Below are 22,159 nucleotides of genomic sequence, written 5' to 3'. Positions count from 1 at the left end.
GCCCGCGAAAATCAACTGCTTACAGCCGCTCCACAACCAGGCTGGAGGCGCCGCCCCCGCCGTTGCAGATGCCGGTAACGCCGATTTTGCCGCCCTCGTTTTTGAGCACGTTCATCAGCGTCGTCACGATGCGCGCGCCGGAAGCCCCGAGCGGGTGGCCCAGCGACACGGCCCCGCCGTACACGTTTACCTTGGTGCCCTCTAGGTTCAGCAGCTTGTTGTTGGCCAGCGAAACCACCGAGAAAGCCTCGTTGATTTCGTAGAAATCCACTTCGCTGGCTTCTACGCCGGCGTTTTTCAGCGCCTTCGGAATGGCCAGGGAAGGAGAGGTGGTAAACCACTCGGGGGCCTGCTCGGCATCGGCGAAGCCCCGGATTTTGCCAATCGGCGTTACGCCCAGCGCCTCGGCCTTCTCCTTGCTCATGAGCAGGATGGCGGCGGCGCCGTCGTTCAGGGTCGAGGCGTTGGCGGCCGTCACGGTGCCGTCCTTGGTGAAGGCGGGGCGCAGGCCGGCTACTTTGGTGAAGTCTACTTTCAGGTACTCCTCGTCGTCTTCGATAACCGTGGTTTTGCCCCGGCTTTCGATGGTTACGGGCACGATTTCGTCTTTTTTCTTGCCTTCCTTGGCTGCTTTGGCGCTGCGCGTGTACGACTCAATGGCAAACTCATCCTGCTGCTCGCGGGTGAAGCCCATTTCCTTGGCCGTGTGCTCGGCCGCGTTGCCCATAGCATAGTCGTTGTAGGGGTCCCACAGGCCGTCCTTCATCAGGCCGTCAATCATCTGGCCGTGGCCATACTTGGCGCCGAAACGGGCCTTGTCGAGGTAGTACGGCACGTTCGACATGCTTTCCATGCCGCCGGCCAGAATCACGTCGGCCTGTCCCAGCATGATGGCCTGGGCGGCAAACATGATGGCCTTGGTGCCCGAGGCGCACACCTTATTAACGGTCGTGCACTCGACCGTATCGGGCAAGCCGGCTTTCTTGGCGGCCTGCCGGGCCGGTGCCTGGCCCAGGTTGGCCGAAATAACGTTGCCCATAATCACCTGCTCCACTTCCTTGGGGTCGACGCCGGCTTTTTCCAGCGCGCCCTTCAGGGCAATAGCGCCCAGCTCAGTGGCCGACAACGAGGCCAGGCTGCCGCCGAAGCTGCCAATAGGCGTGCGCACGGCCGAAATGATATATACTTCTCTGGTTTGCATAAGTAGAAAGGGTGGGAGTTTGGGGTGAATGACGGGTTAAAAGTACGAATTACGCTGCTTGCAGCCAGTGCCGCCGCCCATCCGCCCCAAATAGGCAGGGCCAGCCCACCAAATCAGCGGGGTGCGCGGGGTAGCCCACTGGGGCGGGCAGCCTACCAGGTCGGCTTTTTTGGATCAGGTTTTTTGGCGGTGCGGCGCGGCATCTGCTGCAGATACTGCTCTTCGGCGGTGCCCAGGGCATCGAGCAGTTGCCGCGCCTGCCCGGCGCTGAGGTTCATCTGCTGTAGCCTTTCGCGCTGCGTCTGGAACTGGGTATCGGTCAGGGAAGCCTGTTCGGTACCGGGCTGGCGGCTGGCCGCGCCCTGGCGCTGGGTGTCTTCGGCGGCCGCGCCCAGGCCGCGGGTGCGGCCGGGCTCCGTGCCCTGCGCCACGCGCTGCTGCGGGCCCGCGCCGGGCTGAAAGTTGTCGGCGGTCTGGTTGCCCGCGCCGGAGCCGGCCTGGCTCGGGTCGCGCTGCCCGCGTGGGTCGGGGCGCGGCGTGGGGCTGTTGCGCGGGTCGTCGGGCTGGGCGGGGTCGGGCAGTTGGCCCTGCTGGTCCTGGCCGGGCTGGTTGGCCTTGCTCGGCGCATCATCGGGTTTAGTATCGGGGCTTTTCGGCTGGGGCGCCGGCGGAATCCGGGGCTCGTTGGGCGTGCGGGCCAAGTAGTCGCGCAGCACCTCGTAGTTGTAGCGCGCTTCCGTATTGGTAGGGTCAGCCAGCAGGGCTTGGCGCAGCAGGCTCACGGCTTCGGCATACTTGCCTTTCTGCGCCGCCAGCACGCCCAGCTGTTGGCGGGCAATGCTGCGTACCGGGGCCTGCTGGCTGGCAACCAGCCGCCCGTAAGCGGCCCGCGCCTGGGTTGGCCGGCCGGCCCGGGCGTAGGCATGGCCCATATTAAGTAGCAGCAGCTCATCCTGGGCGCCCCCCAGCTCGTCGATGGCGCGCCGGTAGAGCTGCGCCGCCCGGTCAAACTGGCCGCGGCCGAATGCCTGCTGGGCTTGCTGGACCACCGCGTTTCGGTCCCGGATGCGGGTCAGGCTGGTCCAGTCGGCCAATACCAGCAGGAGCAGAAGCAACACTATTCTCACGGCCGAATCACTTTAATAGTAAGTACGATGTCGAGGGCCAGCAGCAGCAGCGCCAGCGCCAGCGGGTAGCGGTAGCGGTTGTCGGCCACGGCCACGGTCCGTACCTGCTCTACCTGGCCCTCAATCCGGTTCAGGGCATTCACCAGCAGCGGAAACTCGTTGCGGCGGTCAGTCAACTCAAAATACTGGCCATTGGTTTGCTCGGCCAGGCGGCGCAGTCCCACCGGATTCAGCCGGCTTACCACTTCCCGGCCACTCGCGTCGCGCAGGTAGCCCCCGCCCGAGGCCTTCGGAATCCGGGCTCCTTCCAGCGTGCCAACGCCCATACCGTAGAGGCGCACCCCGGAGCGGGTCAGCACCCGCAGCGTGGGCTCCAGGGTTTCGCCGAAATCTTCCCCGTCGCTGACCACCACCAGCGCCGTGACGCGGGGCGGGCTGCCGGCCGGCTGGGGCGTGGCCCCGATGCGGGCCAGCGCCAGCTCTAGCGCCGGGGTCAGGTCGGTGCCCGCGGCCGGCACCAGGTTGGTCTGGAGCGTGCGCAGGAAAAGCTGCAGGGCGCCCTGGTCGTACGTCAGGGGGCATTGCACGAAGGCGTCGGCCGCGAAGACAATCAGCCCCAGCCGGTCGGCCTGAAACCGGTTGATGAGCGTGCCCAGCTCGGCCTTTACTTTTTCCAGGCGGGAAGGGGCCACGTCCGGCGCATCCATCGAGCGGGATAAGTCTACCAGCAGCCAGACGTCCTTGCCCGCCGTGCGCACCGGCTGCTGCGTTACGCCGTAGGCTGGGCCCAGCAGCGCCACCAGCAGCAGGGGGAAATACAGGAGCCGCAGCCCCAGCTTCCAGCCAATGCGCCAGCCTTTCTGGCCGAGCGGGGCGGCCAGCCGCCGGGTGCGCAGCACGTAGCCCACGTACAAAATAAAAAAAAGTGCGGCTCCCAGCAGCTCCGCCCAAGTAAATGGATGCGCCCAATTCATAGTGCTGGCGGAAAACTCAACTGGTTATAATTCATGCAGAAAGGGGAGGTGGCACCGGAGCTGGGGCGTAAAGATAGGTTTCTCGGAAATGGGGTGTGGTGCCTGCAAATGAAGATTTTTTTTCGCAGAAGGGTTTGTTTCTGCATTCTCCTTGTATATTTGCACACCCTTACAGCAATAAGGGACTTGTCTAGGAGAGATGGGTGAGTGGCTGAAACCAGTAGTTTGCTAAACTGCCGTAGCTCTAAAGGCTACCGGGGGTTCGAATCCCCCTCTCTCCGCCACGGGTTTTACAGAGCCTTGGACCACCAGAACTCTGTCGGTTTCCCTTCATCGGGTTGTTCTCTCTCACGAGGGCACCCCCGACTGTCTCGGGGTGTAGCGTAGCCCGGTATCGCGCCTGCTTTGGGAGCAGGAGGCCGCAGGTTCGAATCCTGCCACCCCGACATTGGTTATGCCCAGTAACCCGGAACTCAAAAGGCCTCCTGATTCAATCAGGAGGCCTTTTTTGTAAGGTTAAAGTTCTGCCGTACCTTTGGCGCGGTCTGTTGCCTCGTTAGCTCAGTTGGATAGAGCGGCTGCCTTCTAAGCAGTAGGTCAGGAGTTCGAATCTCTTACGGGGTACGTTGTAAAGGAGCCACTTAGTTGAAAAGCTGGGTGGCTCATTTGCTTTTGGTTCATACATCGGTTCATACAACTTCGCCGTTGCTGGCATTTGGTGGCGGTTTCGTATCTTCACCAAACCAACCCGGAAACAGTTGCCAGCTTGCCCAGGAAGGTAAAAAGCCCGCCCCGTCGAAGGACAGAGCGGGCTTTTTTATGGGCGCTATTTAAGAAGCGGGCGCAGAAATAATTGCAGGTGTTTCCGAATCTGTTTGATATAGAAATGAACAGTAGAGTGGGGCCGGCCCATCATTTCGCCTACTTCGCGAGTAGAAAAGTTTTCGGCCGTTAATCGAAAGGCAATCCGCTCTGTGAGGGAGAACCTTGCGGTTAGCTCTAGGTTGGCGCGTTCTGCCAGTAGGGTCACTAGTTCAGCATCCTCCGAGTGCTGAACTTCTTGGTGTGACATGTGCAGCAGGCCCGCGTGCTCAGTTAGTTCATCGCCGTTTCTCGTCCTGACGTAAATATTATTCGCGCGCCCTCTGACGCGGCCGGCGTCGACGTGGCTGTTTCGCATAATTCGAAACAGTAGAAGCTTCACAGGGGCGGCGGACCTGCCGTTCCTCTGGACGCTTTCGTGCAGCCGCAGGGTGGCTTCCTGCACCAGCTCCTTCGCCGCGTCATCATCTCCAAAGGTCAATTTCCGAGCGTATTTCAGCAGCTCGGGCCGCAGGGCAACGGCTTCTTTTAAACAGGCGCTGGCTTGCTCTTCGCGGGTATCGGTGGCAGTAGACATATTAACGAAAGCTACTGCCAGCCTTGCACGAAATGTGGATTATGTGCTTTTGTAATGAGGTGGTTACGGGCGGAAAACAAGAAAGCCCGTAGGTACTTCCTACGGGCTTTCAAGCTGTGCAACGGGCTCTCTCTTCCCTGCTGTAAACATACTACGCGGCCGGGGCCAGCGGCTCATTATGTGCTTTCTTGTTAGGGGCCCGCTTCCGGATGCCGTTGCGCCTGCAGATGCCCAGCACCTTCCGCCAAGACAGGCCCAGGTGCGCCGCGCATTCTTGCAGCGAATAGTCGGCGTAGTTATCCTCCAGCCAGCGCACAACGCTACGGCGGTGCAAAATGTATGGGCGCGGGGTTCTCATTTTTAAGGCCGAAAATATTGGTGCTTGCTGCTCGTGCCGATGGAAGCCTGGGCTTCAAGCTTCATGGCCTCGTTTCGCAGATTATCTATCTCCAGTGCCTCTTGAAAACCGATGCCCAGGCGCGGCGGCCCATAGCTGGCCACCGTGGCGGTGGCGGCTGCGGTGGCGGCTGAGGCCCCGGCCACGGCGCGTGTTAGCTCTAGTAGTTCAGCCAGATCGGCTTCTTTCACCGCCACCATGCCCGGGGGCAGGCTGCCGGGGGCAGCGGGTACCTGGCCGCCTTCCGCGAATTTGGCCCGGGGCGCGGGCAGCACGCGGGTGCGCCCGGCTTGGTTGATCTGCTCCAGCAACGGCAGGTACTTCGCCGTGCTCTGCCGGTTGATGATGTACTCGCCGCCTTCCATTTCGCCCAGGTGGGCCCCGGACTTGTGCCACATCTGCACCCCGCCCTGCTCGTGGCTGGGACCATCTACCAGGCCGCCGGCGCGGAAGGTTTTGGCCAGCCCGCGGGCGCTTACTACCAAGGTCGCCACGGCCGCAAAGGCGGACAGCATGGCCGGGATATTCTGAGGGAAGCCAATGGCCGCCGCCGATGCCACGGCGCGGGCGCCAGCTTGTACAGCCGACGCGCCCGCGCTGGCCAGCGAGATCTGCTGGCTGATGCGCTCCAGCTTCTGTTTCTCCTTTTCGGCCCGGACCTGTTCGGCGGCGGCTTTGCGCTTTTCGCCGGCTAGTCTTTCCTCTGCCTTCCGCTCTGACTCAATTTTTTTGAGCAGGTAATCACGACGGGCCCCCGACGCGGTTTGCAGCTGGGCTTCGCTGGCTTCACGCTTGGACCGGGCCGCGTCGAGCTTCTGGCTTACTTCATCATACCTTGCCTGGGCCGCGCCCAGGGCCGCGTCAGCCTCTTCTGTAGCTGCTGAAACCCACATACTGCCGACGCCCGCCACCGTCTCGACTAGGCCGCTGTATGCGTCCGAAATAAGCTGCTTTGTGCTATCGAGCTTTTCCGGATTTACCCCGAACAGGCCCAGCAGGATTTTATCGGCCAGGCTGGGCAGCTTCGCGTCGATTACCTGTTCAGTATTCAGCAGCACGCCCTTCACCGTTTCGGGCAGGTTGGTGTCGAGTCGTTTTATGTTGAAGGCTTTGCCCAGGCCGTCGGTTATGGCGTTGGCAATTTCCTGCTGCTGCTGGCGGATGGTTTCGATGGTTTCCAGGTGTTCGGCGCCCATATCCGCCAGCCGCTGCTGGTGAGCCTCAAACGCCTGCTGCCGGGCCTTTTCGTCGGCGGCCTTCCGCTCGTCTGCCTGTTGCTTGCGGTGCTGATTGTCGAGTACCCGAATTTCAGACAGCTTGTCGGCGTACACCTTCCGCTCTTCCTCGGTTTCTTTCTTCAGAAGCGAAAGCTCCTGCTGTAGCGTTTTGCGCTTCAGGGCGTAGGTGTCCTCTCCGGCGGCCTCCTGCTCGGCAATCAACCGTTTGTTGGCCTCGACGGTGAGGCGCAGTTGCTTGTCGGCGGCCAGCTGGGCCACGGCGGCCACGGATTCCTGGTAGCCCACAGCGTAGGCCTTGCCGATGGCCGCGCCCACTGAGCGGGCTTTCTTTGCCGCGCCGCTGAAGTCGCCACTAACAGCCAGGTCAATGGCCTGGGCCACGGTTTTAATGCCGGCCCCGATGGCGTCGAACGCCCCCGCAGCCACGGCCCGCAGCTTGTCGAACAGCACGGGCAGGCCCTTCACTTTGGCGCTGAGCTTATCCCAGTTCGCAATTAGCAAGCCCACGCCGATAATCAGCAAGCCGATGCCGGTGGCGGCCAGGGCCAGACGGGTGGCCTTGCCGGACTTGGTAGCCGCTTCGCCGCCGAGTACATACGCCTTGGCCAGCTGAAACATGTTTTTGATGCCGGCAATGGTTTCGCCGTTGGCGGCGCGCTGTATCTGCTCGAAGCTGCCGGTAATGGCTACGATTTCCTGTAGCCGCTCCTGGTAATTTTCGAAGTCAGCCAGGCCCAGATTTTTGGCCGCTACGCTGATAACCCCAAAGGAACCCACCACGCCGTCGGCGAAGTCAGCAAATACGGCCGCCCGGTTCTTGAGCTGGAGCCCGTCGATTGAATCCTCAATTTCGACAATAGCCGCCTTGGCTCGGCCCAGGGCCAGCAGGGCGGCCTCGGCTTCCTTGGTGCCGGTAACGGTGTTTTCCAGCTCCTTTTCCAGCCGCTGTACTTCGGTTTTGAGCTGGCCCACCGTGGCCACGGCCTGCTTGCCGTCGATGGTGAGCGTGTATTGCTTAACGAGTGCCATGGGTGCGCTTCTTTTTGTAGGTGGCCCCGCCGGGGGTATTGTCAATTACCTTCCGTGCCTGCTGCAGCCCGCGCCGCACCAGCTTCTGAGCTGCTTTCTGGGCCAGGCCTTTCGGGGTGGCCTGCTGCAGTTGGGCCTCGACGGTGCTCAGCAGCTGCTCGGCCTGGGCGCGCACTTGGTTGTAGCCCTCGGCGGCCAGGGCCCGGGGCCCGACGGTGCGCACCAGGTGCATCAGCGCCGGCCAGCCCACCGACATGGGCACCGTGTGCATGGCCGCCGTGGTGTTGGCCAGTTGGTGGGCCGGGCCGGCCGGGGTGTAGAGCACGGCCAGCAGGTACGGCGCCGCGCTGGGTTGGCCCTCGGTGGCCAGGGCTTCTACTGCAGCTCCCCACTGGTGGGCGCTGATCTTGTCGAGCTGGCCGGCATGGGTGTAGGTAACGCCAGCATGTTCGAAGCTGGGCAGCGGCTTCCCATCGGGCAGCGGCCCCTGGTAGAGAAAACGGGCATTCAGCAGCAGGTTCGGCAGCAGTTCAGCATCTTCCTCGAAGGCGGCCAGCGGCAAGCCGGTCAGCTCAGCTACGGCCGCGCGCCGCTCGGCTACGGTGGTGGCCAGGGCCAGGCGGGCATACTGGCAAAGGGGCACGTCAGCCCAGGAGGCGGGCAGCCGGCCCTGGTGGGCGTTGCCCTCCAAATCGGTTATCGTTATAGTGTGCACGGGTTGAAATGTAAAACGGTGGTAGAGCCCAGGGCGCGCGCCGGCCGGCGGTGGCAGGCGCGCGCGTAGGGGTGTCCGATTGTGTCCGATTCTTCGGGCTACTTCAGGCAGCCGGGGAAGCTGGCCAGCATTCCTTTTCTTTCCAGGGTGGGAATCAATTCACCCATGATCCAGTGCTCATCCGGCGCAACAGGCCCGGTGTTGCTGGCCTCCGTGAAATAGTTGGCTACAGCGGGCCCGAAGGTGTGCGCCAGGCTTGCCCCTGAGTCACGAGTAGCCCGGTGCAAGGCCCGTACTTGAGCCAGAGTTTTTCCGAGCTCTTCAAAGTAGGCCAGCACGTGCTCTTTACCGCGCCAGTCCATTTCCCGGGACTGCAGCCACTGGTTAAAATCTAGGTTGTGCGCCGTGGCCAGGGTGTTCAGCGAAACCCCGTCTCGCTCTGGCTGGCAGAACCAGCGCCCGCGCCGAAGTTGCAGGCGGCTCCAGCCTTGTTGCAGTTGCGCAATGAGCCGGCCCAGGTTGTCTACTATCGTGTAGCCGCTCAGGTCGATGGTATCCGCCACCAGCTTCTGCTGAGCCTCCTCGGTGCGCAGCATCTCAAAGCGCATTTTCAGCCCCTTGTCGACGGCCAGCAGCTTGGCGAAGAGCTGGGCGCGCAGCACGCCCTTCAGCTTTTCCAGGTCAAACGACATGGGCAGCTCGTGCTCCACGAGTAGCGCCCTGAACTCCTCGCACTGGTTAATAAAGGAGCGGGCCTCGTTCTGGGCCTGGGTAATTTCTTTTGTGGTAAACATGGATTCGGATTTTAGCAGGCTGCTGTGCGCGCCCGCGTTGAGGTGTTGACAATTGTTGAAAGTGGTCGGCTCCCCGCGCACATGTAGGGGTGTCAAGTTGTGTCAAGCCGACAAGCTGCCGTGCGCGCGTAGGGGTGTCGAAAGTTGTTGCATCGGGGCCGGCGGGGGCCGGGCTGGGCTGGTGGTGGGTGGTGTCATTTGCAGGCGGCCAGGGCCGTTTTATGTTAAGTTTTGACAAGTTCAGGTGCGCGCGTTGGGGTGTATAATTGTGTATACCCAGCAGCCCGCGCCCGCCCGTTGATGTGTCTCCTTTTGTCTCCTGAGCCGCTACAGGCGCGCACGTTGACCTGTCATATTGTGTCTTATTGACCGCTACAGGTGCGCGTAGACCTGTGAACTACTGTGAAGTGCGGGGTAGATTGCGGGGCGGATTGCGCCGTGCGGGGTAGATTCGCTGGGCTGCGGGGTAGATTGCGGGGCGGATTTTGGAACCTAAAAGCCGTTTGCAGTGCGCTGCGGCGGTTTTTGCCCTGTTTGCGGGGTCGAATCAATCCGCCCCGCAACACCTTTATATATATTCCTTTTTTATACTTTTCTTATTTCCCGCGTTTATAAGTAGGATAAAAGAAAGAAAAGAGAGGAAAGGGCTTTATATAAAAAGGTTTTGCGGGTTACTTCAATCCACCCCGCAGCGGCTCATTCGGTAGCCAGGAAGAAATACACCTGATCCTGACGCGCCCCCCGCTCCCGACACGGCGCTTTTCCCAGGCCCAGGGCGGCCATTTTGCGGTTGAAGGTGATTGCGCCGGTGCGCTTGTCGCCCGTGGCTGTTTGGTAGCTCAGGAAGGCGTCAGCGGCCCAGATGCGAGCATCTTCGCCGGCGGCGGCGCGGGCCCGCGCACCTTCGATAAGCTCCTGGGCAAATTCGTGGAAGGTCTGGCCCACGTCCTGCACCAGCCCCCGGGCGGCTATGCTGGCATTCTTCAGCAGTAGCAGCTGCTTGCCGTGCTTCAGGTAGTGCTGCACCCAGCCCAGGGCCAGGTTATCGAAGCGCACCCATTCGTCGGCGTCCCAGTGCTTACCGAAGAAGGGGCGGTGAAAATCATCCTTCGGGGTGTAGGCCGCCGAGTAGCGTTTGGCCAGGGCTATTTCCACCTTGCGCCGCTCGGAGCTGTCATCGTCGCCCGTCACAATATCATTCGAGGCCAGTACGAATTTCGGCGCCTCTTCAAAGGGAATGGTGCGCTGGGCCTGGTACTTGCGGTTGATAGCAAAGCCGTTGGTGATGTCGGCAAACAGCAAATCGAAGCTGTTGCGCTGCGGCTTCCACTCGTCGAGGAAGAGCACCCGGGCCCCGTCCTCCATCAGCGCGTAGCGGAACGGGTCCCGAAAATCGAAGCTGGCCGCGCCAATCTGGCTGACGTGCGTCATGTGGCCCACGCCCTTCATCAGCAGGCCCTTGCCGGTGCCCCCACTGCTGCGGCCCACCTCGCCGGTTTCATCCATCAGGATAACCGCCCGGGCGTTGGTTTCATCCTTGTAGCCGTGCACCAGGTAGCCCAGGGCGCGCTGCATCTGGTCCATCCGTTCGGGGTCGTGGGCCGTCAGGTGTAGCAGGAAAAGGTAGAAGTCGCAGGCCCGGGCCGTTTCATCGGAAGCCAGCAGGAAGGGCCGCGGCTTGCGCTGGCTTTCCCAGATCAGCCCAGGCAGTTCCGAGTAGGGCCGGGCCACGCGGCCGGCGGCGGTTACTTCTACCCAGCAATCCTGATAAAAGGCGTAGTGCGCGTCGGGGGTGTCGCGCAGGAACTCGCCGGCCAGCTCGGGCAAGTACAGCAGGCCCAGCGGGTCGAACAGCAGCCGGCTCTGGCGCTGCACCGACTCGCGCAGCTGGGACAGGTACACGCCGTCGAACTCAAACGGCAGTTCGTCGAGGTAGTCCTGCAGAAAATTGATAACGGCGCTGACCTCGACGGCGGCCACCACCTGGGCGCAGACGCGGGCCAGGCCGGCGGGCTTGGCGTCGACACATTTGCGGAAGCCGGCGGCGGCCAGCCACTCGCGGAAGCGCACCACGCTCAGCACGAGCTTCACTGGCTTGTCTTGCCCCGGGTCGATAACGTCCCAGAACGTCAGCAGCGGCACCTGGCGGGCCTGCTCTTCCTTGATGGCCACCACCGCCGCCGTAACCTGCTCAGCGGGCAGCCCATGCCCCACGGCCAGCACCGCCGCCACGTCAGCCGGGGCCAGGCCCTTGCGTAGCTGGGTGCGCACGTGTAGCTGCAGCGGCTCGGGCAGCACGGGTTTCAGCTGGCCGGCCTTCAGCCCGTCCTCGATGGTGGCGTGGGCTTGCTTCAGGTCGGTCACTTCCCGGCCGCCGATGGTGGCCCGCAGGGCCTCGCGGGCTTCGAACTCCGAGAGGAAGCCCGCGCCGATGTAGCCGCCGCAGAGGAAGGCCATTTTGTTGAGCGTGACGTGCTTCTGCCCGTCGAGCGCCGTGCGCACCTTGTCGCAGGCCCTGAGCAGCGCCGCCTGGCCGTAGCCTTCGCGGGCTGGGCCTGGGCGGTACTCAGCAGCAGGGGCGGGGGCCGCCGGCCGCGCGGGCTCGGGCGGGCTCAGCAGCTCGTCGAATACCTCGGCCTGCTCATTCACGAACAGGGCCGGGTCGTAGCTCACAAAGCGGGCACGGCTTACGTCTTTGCAGGCGGGGTCGATGGTCAGGCCCAGCTCTTCGCGGTAGTGCTGCTCCAGCGCGCGGAAGCTGTCCTCGTGGTGGCTGGGCGGGATGCGCACCAGTACGCACAGCCCGGCTCCGCCAGCGCTGATAAAACAGGCATAGGTGTAGGGGTCCGCCTCGATGCGCTTCCGATCAATGGCCAGCTGCAGCCCGGGGTTGGGCTCGGCGTCAATATCGAGAGCTATCAGGCCGCTGTGCTGCTGTAGTCCATCCTTGCCCCGGCGGCTGAACGTGCCCGACACGGTGGCGGAAGGCAGCAGGCGTTTGGCCGCTGCCTTGTCGGCTTTTCCCAGCGCGGCGCGCACGGCCGCCACCTGGGCCAGCCAGCGCCCGCCGCGAATACCGGCTAGGAATTGGTCAATAGGCAGCGCTTGCCCGTCGGCGGAAGCCAACAGGTTGGAGTAGTAGGAAACGTTCACGTGAGTAGTTGCCAGCGTTGAATCTGTCCGGCGCACAGGCAGCCAGGGCAGCAGAAAGGAACGGGTAGGAATTGCCGCTACAGCGAAGGCAGCGGGGTAGCAGACAGCGGGAAGTAAATCCGGTAGATGCTCTTCAGGCTGTATTTGCTGGGCTCGGCCTGGTCTTCGTGCTGAACTTGCAGAGCCTCCTGCCCAGCCAGGCCGTTTTCTGTGACTCTGCCGGCCCGCACGTCGTCGGAGATAACGGGAATCATTACCCCGCCTTCGCGCTGCGAGTAGTAGCTGCTACCTAGCTTGCTTTTGGCAATGAAAACCAGCGAGCCAGCGGGCACGGCTTTCCAGTCGGTTTTCTCTACGGCCGCCACGGTGTACATCTGGCCGTTGTGGGCCAGCAGTTGGGTTTTGCTGTCGAGTCGGAAGGTGCTAAGCACTGGCCACCTCCGTTCCCTTAGCTACTTCGCGGCTGCCCGCCGCCACCCAGCCCAGCAGCTCGGTCCTGGTGAAGTACAATTTATTGCCCCGCTTGCTGTGCGGAATAGCCCGCTCAGAAACCAGCCCGTAAATGCGCTGTTTACTGAGCCCGGTTACTTCCTGGGCAAGGGCAATGTCGCCCACTTCGGGGGCCGCCTGGGTGGTATTTTGAGCGCCAGCAATTTCCTGGCGAATGACGGCGCGCAGGTCATCAAAAAAACGGGCATAATCGACGCCCGATGTAATAAGGGTAGCCATGTGATGCAGAAACCAGCCGTGTGTTTCGGCTGAGCATCACAAAAGAATGGCTCTAAACCCGCAAAAGAGTGCAAAAATGCAGCTTGCAAAAGAAATGCGAATTTGCATTTCTGCTAGGGCTGGGCTAGCCTTGCTTCGATACTAGAAAGTATTTCCGCGGCCCTTGTAACGGCGTCATTGTACGCTCGGCCAAATGTGCTGGCGCTGCATATTTCTGTGCCGTAACGGGCTGTAAAAGCACGCAGCACAGCTAACCGATTCCCTAGTTTCAGGCGCTTTCTGCGCCTTAATCCTTCTGCTACAGCAACCCAGACAGAGCCCCTTGCCTCTGCTGTTGGCGTTAGACTTTGTAAATCTGTCAGCAAACCAATGTCGAAAAGGAGCTGGTCCAAATCTTGAGCTGTGTAGTTATTGTACAGCAGCCCTCCCATATCATCCACAACAGCGCTGGATTTTCTTTGTGGGGCTAGTGGCTCCTGCGGCACGGCAGAGCCGGAGCTTATGCTGTTCTGCTCAGCTATTTCGCTTTGAATCCATTCAACGGCCCGCTGAGTAGTTGGCGACTCGGGCAGGCTACCGTCATGTGCTGCCGCTGTGAGTATATCAAGCAAATACTGCCCGCCCCCGTCTCTTACGCTGAATAGGGTGGGGTATTTGTATTCCCACGAACCAACGGACCGCGACAGCTGAGATACCAGATTAGTAAGGGTGTACCCCTTGAAAAGACCCTTAAACCCTTCTTCAAATTCAGGATGAAAGGGAACAAAGCGCCCAATTGATGTTTCCAATGCCCACAGGTCTGGCTTTGCCGGCGTAGGCGAATTTGCAAACTCAAGTAACCCCAAAGACTCCAGATGCTCAGCAGTCAATCCTGACTTCAGGTCTGCTTGCATTTCCCTGTAATGGACTTCATAATTCTCGAGATCTGCTTTAGCTGCTGCCAAAGCCAATTCCAGCGCGTGCTCTTCTTTTAAAAGAAGATCATAATACTTCCCGTTGTTCATCAGCTTGCCAGCTTGCTAGGTTCAGGAAACAAGATAGCCCAGCGGCGCCACTTGCCGCCGGGCTATCGGAAAATATCAGCTGTTACGTCGCGGGCGTGGGCTCACTGGAGTCATTAACGCCAAAGGCTTTTGCCATTTCCGCAAAATATCCTTTGTCACTAATTCTCTCTATTTCTGCTTCCTCTGTCACCAATCCGCACCAGTACACCTCTTGTTTTTCAAGGTGCATAATATTGCCCTGGGCCTTATCAAGAAGCTGCTCCAACAGCTTCTTGCCCTGCTTCGAGGGGGCTAAGGCGGTGGCGGTGGCGGTGGCGGTGCGGAAAGTAACTTCCACAGGTTCACCCAGAATAAAAGCGCGGAGTATTTTTGTAAGCTCGTTTTCCTGTGTCCGGGCTTTTTCCAGGTAGGCAATGGCCTCGTGTAGCTCTTTTTTAGCGTAGTTCATCGGTGCGGGAATTAAAGGGCAAGAAGATCAGAATAGGTGAGGCCGGTTTCGGCCGTAAAATCGGCGTGGCGGGCTTCGTGGGCCAGCTCGGCGGCGTGGTCTGCCGTGCGGCCCCGGGAAGCCCGCAGCGCTACGGCCTGGGCTAATTCCCGCTCAGTGCGCACCCGGTACACGTTGCGAAACCAGCGCTGCAGCCGCGCTACACAGTCGCACTTCTGTACATTTTCCGCGCACCGCAGGCACTCGGCCCTGTCGAAAACGGCGGTATCTTCCAGCATGCCCAGAATATTCCGGCGCATCGTGCTCAGCATCATGGCTTGGCCGCCGCTGAGCAAAGGTTGGTTTTTCATTACCTTTACGGTTGAAGTTGGAGATAGGGCTTGCCGGCCCTTTTTTCGAAATCGGAGGTCAGTCCTTGCCGGGGCTGGCCTCTTTTTGTTTGCATTAACTGTTACAAATGTAAAGACAAAATATATACAAAGCAATACAGGTAAGAAAAAAATATATCTTTTGTCTTTACAATGTATATGACTAAGTTTGTGCTATGGAAAAAGACGCGGCCTCCAAAAAGACACTTATAAACCTACGGGCTGATGCTGAGCTGGCAGAAGCCGGGAAGGCCTTGGCAAAGCGGCGCGGGACCAACCTCTCGACCTTGTTGCGCATGCTCTTGATTAAGGAGATTGAGGAGGACGCGCGCCCTAAGTAGCCAGGCAGCAGAGGACGGCAAATAAAAAACCCCGGCTTATCAGGCCAGGGCTTTCGGTATTACAGGCAACTGCGGTTTTACTTGCTCAGCAGCTTGGCCTTTTGCTGTTCGAACTCTTCTTTCGTCAGCACGCCGGCGTCGAGTAGCCCCTTCAGCTTCAGCAGCTCGTCAGCTGTGCTGGCGGCGGGCGCCTGGGCCGCCGCTGCTGGCTTTCGGTTGTTCTTGGTTTTGATTTCGCCGGCCGCCTCGGCAGATTCCAGGTCTACACAGCCGTTCACGCCACCCGGCGAAACAACGGCAACAGTGCGGGGTGCCATGCGCTTATTGGCGGCCTGGGCTCGAATATCCTTAATTACAAGGCGGTTATTGTTGTAGGCAGAGCCGTAGTGCGTTTCCGGCAGGCCAATCAGGAAGTTTGGCGGGATATAGGCGTACTTGAAAGCGCCGCCGTCGGTGGTGCCCATGTCGAAAAAGATGGTATCTCCCTTGTGAAAGGTGGTGCCCATCTTAGTCGTGTACTCAGCTACTGACTTGCCTGGAATTTGAGCCTGAGCCGGAACAGAAGAGAGTAAACAGAGGGAAGCGAGGATAGGTAGTAGTTTTTTCATAGAGCAATATACTGGGTTTATTGGGTGAAACGATAATACTACAGCAGGTCCTCAAGCGCTGAATCAATCAGCTCAGAGCCGAAAGAATCCAAGTAAATTTCCGTTATAGCCTGGGACTTGTGGCCCATAGCCTGGCTGATAAGTGCCGTGTTGGCTCCCTTCAGCTTCAGGGTGGTGGCAAAAGAGTGCCGGGCCACGTAGGTTGTAAGGGGAGTGGCAATACCGGCCTGCTGGCCCAGCGCCTTCAGCAGTCTGTTTACCCACCCCAGCACGGTATGCAGCTGCCGTTGCCGCTGGGCTGGTGTCTTGTGCTTGTGCACGTCGAGGAACGGGAAAATATAGCTGCTGGGCCCAGCCTTGGTAATAGGGGAGTAGGTGGCCACGATAGCGGCGGCCGGAGCCAGCAGCTTCAGCGAGAATTTACCGCCGGTCTTCTGCCGGTCGTACTCCAGTCGCAGCGGGTGGCCCGTAGCCGGGTCTTTGTCCTTCAAGTCCTGCCAGCGCAGCTGGGCCAGGTCGACAAAGTTGATGCCGCCGCAGTAAAAGGAAAACAGAAAAGCATCCTTGGCGAGCTGCTGCCGGCGGGTGGTGGGCTGCAGCAGCTCGAGCTGGCGCAGGGCCTCCCGGGGCAAGGCCCGCTTGCGGGTGGTTACGTCAAATTTGCTGACGCTGAATTTATGCTGCTCTGTACGGGTGCGGGCGAACGGGTAGTGCTCAGCCTTCGCCGCCCCTACGGCTATGGCTTTGTTGAAGACAGCGCGCAGCGTCCGGAAGCGCACCGAAAGGCTGGTTTCCTCGACGCCGGTGGCTCGCATAGCTTGTTCCCATTCCAGACAGAAAGCCACGGAAACCCGATCAAATGGCACGTCGTTTTCCCCTGGGTATTCGCTTTCGATAAAGCGGGCCAGCTGGTTTCGGGCGTCCCGGTACACCCGGGCGTTACCCAGCTGGGCTGCAGCGGTCAGGTCGGCGATTAGCTCATCAAAGTATGCGACAAGCTTAATCCGGCGGCTTTGCAGCCGTGCCTCGTTGGCCTTGCGCAGCACGGTCTGGGCGTCGTGCTGGGTGTCCTGGGTGGCCAGGGCGTCGGCGGCCGCCTCGTAAGCGGCGGCCTTGTCGTTGAGCTTTTTCCACAGGGCTTTCGCGTCACCGGGCCAGCTACGGCGAATCTCGTTCTTTTCCTCGTTCCAGTATTTGGGGTGCAGGCTGAGGCCCGTCGAGCGGTAGAGCTGCTTTCGGTTCTTGGTAATGCGGATCAGGAAAGGGTGGGAGCCGTTGGCCAGCACCTTGCCCGTGAAGTACACCACCTTCACGGTGGCCGTGCCTTCCTTGCTGTCGGTAGTTCTGCTCATAGCGTGTATGAACCGGCTGCGGTTCATACGGCGGTTCATACAAACCTAATAAAAAGACCGATAAGGATAGTAAGCTCTGATAAGATAAAAGCTCCAAAAACCCCGCTTTTAGCCTTTTTTGGGTGTCATTGATAATGGGCTAGTACGTATATACTCCTGCCTTCTAAGCAGTAGGTCAGGAGTTCGAATCTCTTACGGGGTACCTTGTAAAGGAGCCACTTAGCGTTGTTGCTGAGTGGCTCCCTTGTTTTATTTGGCTTGCGGAAAAAAATGCTGATACGTTTTCGGATGTTTCTTGGACTGCTTTCCATTAGCGCCCCCCTGTTCATTAGCAGCTGCAGCGAGTCTGCTGAGCCCGCGCCGTCTACTTCCCCGCAGGTCCAAGCTCACGATGTGGAAGGCTCTTTTACGCCGGTGGCCAGCCTCACGAAGGTCACGGCGACACCCGTAACCGGTGGAGCGGCCTACACGGCGACTATTGCTTTTCCCGGGACGTACCGATTTCGGGCATTGCCACTTGGTACATATTCCCTGCAGTTTGAGCCGGTCGCTGGCTATGTCACCCCCGCACCGCAGACGCTGGCGGTGCAAACCAGCGGCGCGCCCGTCATCCGCACTCTGCACGTGCTAACGGAGCGTGCCGCGCTGATGACGGCCGTTAAATGGCGGGTGACTACGAATCTAACGCTCAACACCACCAACGGCACTACGGTCGACGGTCTGGCTACCGCAGCTTCCTGCGCCAAGGACAACACCTTACAGTTTATGCCCGATGGGGAATTTATCATCGATCAGGGCCCGCTGAAGTGTGCTGCGTCTGATCCGCAAATCACTAAGCTCACCTGGGCCTTAGAGCAGGATGAAACCTACATACGCTTTAAACTTCCCACGGGCGCTACCTCGTATCTCAAAATGATTCAGGTGACGGCTACCAAGGTGCACATGCTTGAGAGGTACACGGAGCAAAACCAGCAATTTGAACATACTCTAATCTATAGTGCAATTCCGTAGAAGTATCCGAACCCAGTTCGCAGATGGTTTTACCAGCAACAGCAGCAGGCCCCGTACTTTTGTGAGGACGGGGCCTGCTGCTGTTATTGCGTCTTTCGTTATCCGGCCGGGGCAATAACGAAATAAGTCCTTTCCGGAGCCTGGGTTGCGGATGAGTTTAGCAACTAAACGTACTGCTCAGCCTACATCTCTAAGGCGCTGCGACGGGAGAATATAAGATGCTGGTTGTTATCCAGGGGCGAATTTCTACCTCATTCCTGCATACCCGGGGAGGATGTTTTTTGCGGACTAAAGCCACCGCTACATAAAGTTGGGTCCTGGTAATAGCAATTGGATATTTATTATAAACTGCTTGTGGAAAGCGGTTTAGTAAAATCGGCTGAGCGCAGAAGTCTTTGTATCATAAGTGAAACTCTTTGCGTACAAGCCCTCGGTGCGAAGGCGGTTTCCTGGAAAAATGGCCCATTTGTGGACTTTTTTTCCGGAAAACTCTATCTTGGGCGGCGAAGACTTAGCAGTCTTCGCGTAGACGGTCCACCCCGGACTACAATTTTTGTCTTTTAAACTCCAATTAATCTTTTCCTTCCAATGAAAAAAAACTTACTCGCTCTGACCTTTCTGTGCGGATTAGGCTTCTCGGCCCACGCCCAAAAATGGGTTCTGCAGAACACCACTAACCCGGAGACGCCCCCGCAGTATTTCTCCACGCAGATGCACGTGGTAAGCGACCAGGTTGCCTGGCAGCTTTTGCAGGAAGGCGCGACGGGCGCAACAACTAATACGTTTTCCAAAACGTCGAACGGCGGTACCAACTGGACGTTCGGTTCGGTAAACGGCGCTGCTAACTACCAGGCCGCCGGCGTCCACGCCATTGATGGCAATACGGCTTATGTAGCGCAGTTTGGCGGCTCGGGCGGTGGTGAAGTGGTGAAAACCACGAACGGCGGCAACACCTGGACCAAGTCGACGACGGCTGCGCAGTTCCCGGCTGCTGCCGGCGGATTCGCCAACTGGGTATACTTCTTCGATGCCAACAACGGCGTTACCCTGGGCGACCCCACCAACGGCTCGTTCGAAATCTACACGACCAGCAACGCTGGCGCTACCTGGACGCGCGTTCCGGCGGCTAACCTGCCCGCTCCCCTCGACGGCGGCGAGTATGGCCTGGTGGGCTCCTACACCGCCATTGGCAACACCATCTGGGCGGGTACTACCCACTTGGCCGGCGGCGACCCGAACGCGCCACTGCCCGCTCGTATCCTGAAGTCGACGGACCGCGGCCTGACCTGGACCGCTTCGCCGGTTATTCCGGCGCTGTCGGGCTACATTAGCAAGGTTGCCATGACCGATGCTAACAACGGTATTGCTGTCAATGGTCTGACCATTGTGGCCACCACCAACGGTGGCTCTACCTGGACGCCCGTAACCTACACCGGTAACTACAACCGCTTTGACGTTACGAACGTGCCCGGCACCAACATCCTGGTAAGCGTCGGCCCCTCCGTAGCTGGCACGGTTACCAGCGCTACGCAATACGGCTCGTCGTATTCGACCAACAACGGTGCTACCTGGATCGACATCGACCGTGGCGTGTACCGCTCCAGTGTTGACTTCTCGAGCCGCACGGCCGGTTACGCCGGTGCACAAACCGATGACAACGGTGCCGGTGGCGTCTACAAAGCCAGCGCTACCATTCTGGGTGTATCCCGCAACTCCGAACTGCAGCAGGCGCTGTCGGTTTACCCTAACCCCAGCTCCAACGGCGTATTCCAGCTGCAGCTGCAGTCGGGCATCAAAGCCGGCACCAGCGTGCGCGTGTTCGACGCCCTGGGCCGTCAGGTGCTGAACCAGCAACTGAATGCTACCGCCATTGCTTCGCAGGTTGCTTCAGTTGACCTGAGCAAGGAGAAAGCCGGTCTTTACACGCTGGAGCTGCGCACCGAAAACGGTGTAGCTCAGCAGAAGCTGGTGATTGAATAGGTTTTATTAACCTCTTGAAAAGCCCTTCTCACTTCGGTGGGGAGGGCTTTTTTATTGGCTGTGTTTCCGGCCTCACTCCGGGCCTGTGTCCGGCTTCTCTGGCCTTCCCGCGGGAGCAAGCCGGAAACCCTTTTTGGGTGCCGCTACCGCCGTGCTTTGCAGGGGGCTGAAAGCCGGCTAAAACGCATAAAAGCTGGCAAAAACCGGATAAAATCGGTATCTTTGTATGTTAGTAGAAAGCTGAAATAATAGCGTCTTACATGAGCGAAACGAAAGAGAAAAGAGCCGACGACCAGTACTCCGCGGATAGTATCCAGGTACTCGAAGGCCTCGAGGCGGTGCGCAAGCGCCCATCCATGTATATCGGCGACACGGGCATCAAAGGACTGCACCACTTGGTGTGGGAAGTAGTCGATAACTCCATCGACGAAGCCCTGGCCGGTCACTGCGACCAGATTGAAGTAACCATCAACGAAAATAACTCGATTACCGTCAAGGATAACGGCCGCGGCATTCCCGTGGACTTCCACCAGAAGGAAGGCCGCTCGGCCCTGGAGGTGGTGCTCACGGTACTGCACGCCGGCGGTAAGTTCGACAAGGATTCCTACAAGGTATCCGGGGGCCTGCACGGCGTGGGCGTGAGCTGCGTGAATGCCCTGAGCCAGGACCTGAAGGTAACTGTGCGCCGCAATGGCCACATCTACCAGCAGGAATACAAAATCGGCGTGCCGCAGTACCCGGTCAAGCAGATCGGCGACACCGAGGAGCACGGCACCCAGGTGGAATTCCTGCCCGACAACACGATTTTTACGGAGTCGGTCTACAAGTACGAAACCGTGGCTAACCGCCTGCGTGAGCTGGCCTACCTGAACAAGGGCATCCGCATCACGCTCACGGACCGCCGCGAGAAAAACGACGACGATACCTTCCTGGGTGAAGTATTCTTCTCCGAAGGCGGCCTGAGCGAGTTCGTGCAGTACCTCGACAGCGGCCGGCAGGTGCTGATGCCCAACCCGATTCACGTCATCAGCGAGAAGGGTGGCACGCCGGTGGAAGTGGCTTTGCAGTACAACGACTCGTACCAGGAGCACATCTTCAGCTACGTCAACAACATCAACACCATCGAGGGTGGTACCCACGTAGCGGGTTTCCGCTCGGCCCTGACCCGGACGCTGAAGGCCTACGCCGATAAGTCGGGCATGCTGGAAAAGGCCAAGGTGGAGATTCAGGGCGACGACTTCCGCGAGGGCCTCACCGCCGTTATTTCGGTGAAGGTGCAGGAGCCGCAGTTCGAAGGCCAGACCAAAACCAAGCTGGGCAACTCCGACGTGAGCGGCGCGGTGAACACCGTGGTGGGCGAAATCCTGAACCAGTACCTGGAGGAAAATCCCAAGGAAGCCCGCATCATCATTGAAAAGGTGATTCTGGCCGCCCGGGCCCGGATTGCGGCCCGCAAGGCCCGCGAGATGGTACAGCGCAAAACCGTGCTGGGCTCCAACTCGTTGCCCGGCAAGCTGGCCGACTGCTCGGAATCGGACCCCGAAATCTGCGAGCTGTACCTGGTGGAAGGGGACTCGGCCGGTGGCACCGCCAAGCAGGGCCGCAACCGCGCCTTCCAGGCTATTCTGCCGCTGCGGGGTAAGATCCTGAACGTGGAGAAAGCCCAGGAGCACCGCATCTACGAAAACGAGGAAATCCGGAACATGATTACGGCCCTCGGCGTGAGCTTCGAGAAGAAGACCGACGAGGACGACGGCAGCAGCACCCGGTCATTGAACCTGGACAAGCTCCGCTACCACAAGGTCATCATCATGACCGACGCCGACATCGACGGCTCCCACATCCGGACGCTGATTCTGACCTTCTTCTTCCGCTACATGCGCGAGCTGGTCGACAAGGGCTACATCTACATTGCCCTGCCGCCGCTCTACCTGGTGAAGCGCGGCAAGGAAGAGCGCTACTGCTGGACCGAGCAGGAACGCATGGACGCCCAGGAAGAAATGGGCCGTGGCAAGCCCGAAACGGTGAACGTGCAGCGCTACAAAGGCCTGGGCGAGATGAACGCCGAGCAGCTCTGGACCACCACCATGCAGCCCGACACCCGCTCCCTGAAGCGCGTGGACGTGGAATCGGCCGCCGAAGCCGACCACCTGTTTGCCATGCTGATGGGCGACGAAGTAGCGCCCCGCCGCGACTTCATCGAGAAAAACGCCAAGTACGCCAAGCTGGACGTGTAAGCGCTGAGTAGTAGAAAAGCCCGCCCCGAGCGGGCTTTTTTATTGTGCTTGCCG

Annotated in this window: 18 protein-coding genes and 3 tRNA genes; 6 read left to right on the top strand and 15 right to left on the bottom strand. The window is 59.8% G+C overall.

Translation table 11 applies throughout. The features are described from left to right. Positions 1–19: 19 nt before the first annotated feature. The 3 genes from E5K00_RS06090 to E5K00_RS06080 form a co-directional block, all read right to left on the bottom strand. Positions 20–1,201: an acetyl-CoA C-acyltransferase gene (locus E5K00_RS06090; protein WP_135462354.1), complete on the bottom strand. Its 1,182-nt coding sequence runs from the start codon at positions 1,199–1,201 to the stop codon at positions 20–22. A gap of 152 nt (positions 1,202–1,353) precedes the next feature. Next, positions 1,354–2,319 (bottom strand): tetratricopeptide repeat protein, encoded by a 966-nt coding sequence (locus E5K00_RS06085; protein ID WP_167856764.1) that lies wholly within the window; start codon positions 2,317–2,319, stop codon positions 1,354–1,356. A 5-nt stretch (positions 2,320–2,324) separates the two neighbouring features. After that, positions 2,325–3,236 carry a vWA domain-containing protein gene (locus tag E5K00_RS06080; RefSeq protein ID WP_167856763.1) on the bottom strand — a complete coding sequence of 304 codons (912 nt, stop codon included), beginning with the start codon at positions 3,234–3,236 and terminating at the stop codon, positions 2,325–2,327. A 259-nt stretch (positions 3,237–3,495) separates the two neighbouring features. Between E5K00_RS06080 and E5K00_RS06075 the strand changes: the two genes are divergently transcribed. The 3 genes from E5K00_RS06075 (at position 3,496) to E5K00_RS06065 (ending at position 3,926) form a co-directional block, all read left to right on the top strand. Next, positions 3,496–3,586 (top strand) — tRNA-Ser (locus E5K00_RS06075). 88 nt (positions 3,587–3,674) lie between these two features. Continuing rightward, a tRNA-Pro gene (locus E5K00_RS06070) sits at positions 3,675–3,748 on the top strand. 104 nt (positions 3,749–3,852) lie between these two features. After that, a tRNA-Arg gene (locus E5K00_RS06065) sits at positions 3,853–3,926 on the top strand. Positions 3,927–4,128: 202 nt separating this feature from the next. Here E5K00_RS06065 and E5K00_RS06060 read toward each other — a convergent pair. The 12 genes from E5K00_RS06060 to E5K00_RS06005 all read right to left on the bottom strand — a co-directional run bounded on the left by E5K00_RS06060 (position 4,129) and on the right by E5K00_RS06005 (position 16,877). Next, positions 4,129–4,701: an RNA polymerase sigma factor gene (locus tag E5K00_RS06060; protein WP_135462351.1), complete on the bottom strand. Its 573-nt coding sequence runs from the start codon at positions 4,699–4,701 to the stop codon at positions 4,129–4,131. A 360-nt stretch (positions 4,702–5,061) separates the two neighbouring features. Next, positions 5,062–7,365, bottom strand: a complete 2,304-nt coding sequence (locus E5K00_RS06055) for a hypothetical protein (RefSeq protein WP_135462350.1) — start codon at positions 7,363–7,365, stop codon at positions 5,062–5,064. Further along, on the bottom strand, positions 7,352–8,080 hold the full coding sequence (locus E5K00_RS06050) for a hypothetical protein (protein WP_135462349.1): 729 nt from the start codon (positions 8,078–8,080) through the stop codon (positions 7,352–7,354). Before E5K00_RS06050 ends, E5K00_RS06055 begins: the two co-directional genes overlap by 14 nt. A 98-nt stretch (positions 8,081–8,178) precedes the next feature. Then, complete coding sequence (locus E5K00_RS06045) at positions 8,179–8,874, bottom strand: hypothetical protein (protein ID WP_135462348.1); 696 nt, start codon at positions 8,872–8,874, stop codon at positions 8,179–8,181. 696 nt (positions 8,875–9,570) lie between these two features. Next, positions 9,571–12,027 carry a BT4734/BF3469 family protein gene (locus E5K00_RS06040; protein WP_167856762.1) on the bottom strand — a complete coding sequence of 819 codons (2,457 nt, stop codon included), beginning with the start codon at positions 12,025–12,027 and terminating at the stop codon, positions 9,571–9,573. A gap of 77 nt (positions 12,028–12,104) precedes the next feature. Then, positions 12,105–12,458 carry a hypothetical protein gene (locus tag E5K00_RS06035; protein ID WP_135462346.1) on the bottom strand — a complete coding sequence of 118 codons (354 nt, stop codon included), beginning with the start codon at positions 12,456–12,458 and terminating at the stop codon, positions 12,105–12,107. Beyond that, on the bottom strand, positions 12,451–12,756 hold the full coding sequence (locus E5K00_RS06030) for a helix-turn-helix domain-containing protein (protein WP_135462345.1): 306 nt from the start codon (positions 12,754–12,756) through the stop codon (positions 12,451–12,453). Before E5K00_RS06030 ends, E5K00_RS06035 begins: the two co-directional genes overlap by 8 nt. A 113-nt stretch (positions 12,757–12,869) precedes the next feature. Next, positions 12,870–13,760 (bottom strand): hypothetical protein, encoded by an 891-nt coding sequence (locus tag E5K00_RS06025; protein WP_135462344.1) that lies wholly within the window; start codon positions 13,758–13,760, stop codon positions 12,870–12,872. 82 nt (positions 13,761–13,842) lie between these two features. Continuing rightward, on the bottom strand, positions 13,843–14,208 hold the full coding sequence (locus E5K00_RS06020) for a hypothetical protein (protein ID WP_135462343.1): 366 nt from the start codon (positions 14,206–14,208) through the stop codon (positions 13,843–13,845). An 11-nt stretch (positions 14,209–14,219) separates the two neighbouring features. Beyond that, complete coding sequence (locus E5K00_RS06015) at positions 14,220–14,558, bottom strand: hypothetical protein (RefSeq protein ID WP_135462342.1); 339 nt, start codon at positions 14,556–14,558, stop codon at positions 14,220–14,222. Positions 14,559–14,994: 436 nt separating this feature from the next. Continuing rightward, the gene (locus E5K00_RS06010) at positions 14,995–15,525 is read right to left on the bottom strand and encodes an SHOCT domain-containing protein (protein ID WP_210114280.1); all 531 of its coding nucleotides are present in this window, start codon (positions 15,523–15,525) and stop codon (positions 14,995–14,997) included. Between the two features lie 38 nt (positions 15,526–15,563). Beyond that, positions 15,564–16,877, bottom strand: a complete 1,314-nt coding sequence (locus E5K00_RS06005) for a site-specific integrase (protein WP_135462341.1) — start codon at positions 16,875–16,877, stop codon at positions 15,564–15,566. Positions 16,878–17,270: 393 nt separating this feature from the next. Here E5K00_RS06005 and E5K00_RS06000 point away from each other — a divergent pair, with 393 nt between their 5' ends. The 3 genes from E5K00_RS06000 (at position 17,271) to gyrB (ending at position 22,105) form a co-directional block, all read left to right on the top strand. After that, complete coding sequence (locus E5K00_RS06000; RefSeq protein WP_135462340.1) at positions 17,271–17,888, top strand: carboxypeptidase-like regulatory domain-containing protein; 618 nt, start codon at positions 17,271–17,273, stop codon at positions 17,886–17,888. A 588-nt stretch (positions 17,889–18,476) separates the two neighbouring features. Then, the gene (locus E5K00_RS05995) at positions 18,477–19,868 is read left to right on the top strand and encodes a T9SS type A sorting domain-containing protein (RefSeq protein ID WP_135462339.1); all 1,392 of its coding nucleotides are present in this window, start codon (positions 18,477–18,479) and stop codon (positions 19,866–19,868) included. Positions 19,869–20,128: 260 nt separating this feature from the next. Then, complete coding sequence (gene gyrB / locus E5K00_RS05990) at positions 20,129–22,105, top strand: DNA topoisomerase (ATP-hydrolyzing) subunit B (RefSeq protein ID WP_135462338.1); 1,977 nt, start codon at positions 20,129–20,131, stop codon at positions 22,103–22,105. Positions 22,106–22,159 lie beyond the last annotated feature (54 nt).

The organism is Hymenobacter aquaticus (assembly GCF_004765605.1).
GTDB classification, from domain to species: domain Bacteria; phylum Bacteroidota; class Bacteroidia; order Cytophagales; family Hymenobacteraceae; genus Hymenobacter; species Hymenobacter aquaticus.
The sequence above is the reverse complement of the archived record's forward strand: the minus strand, read 5'-3'. Positions and strand labels throughout refer to the sequence as shown.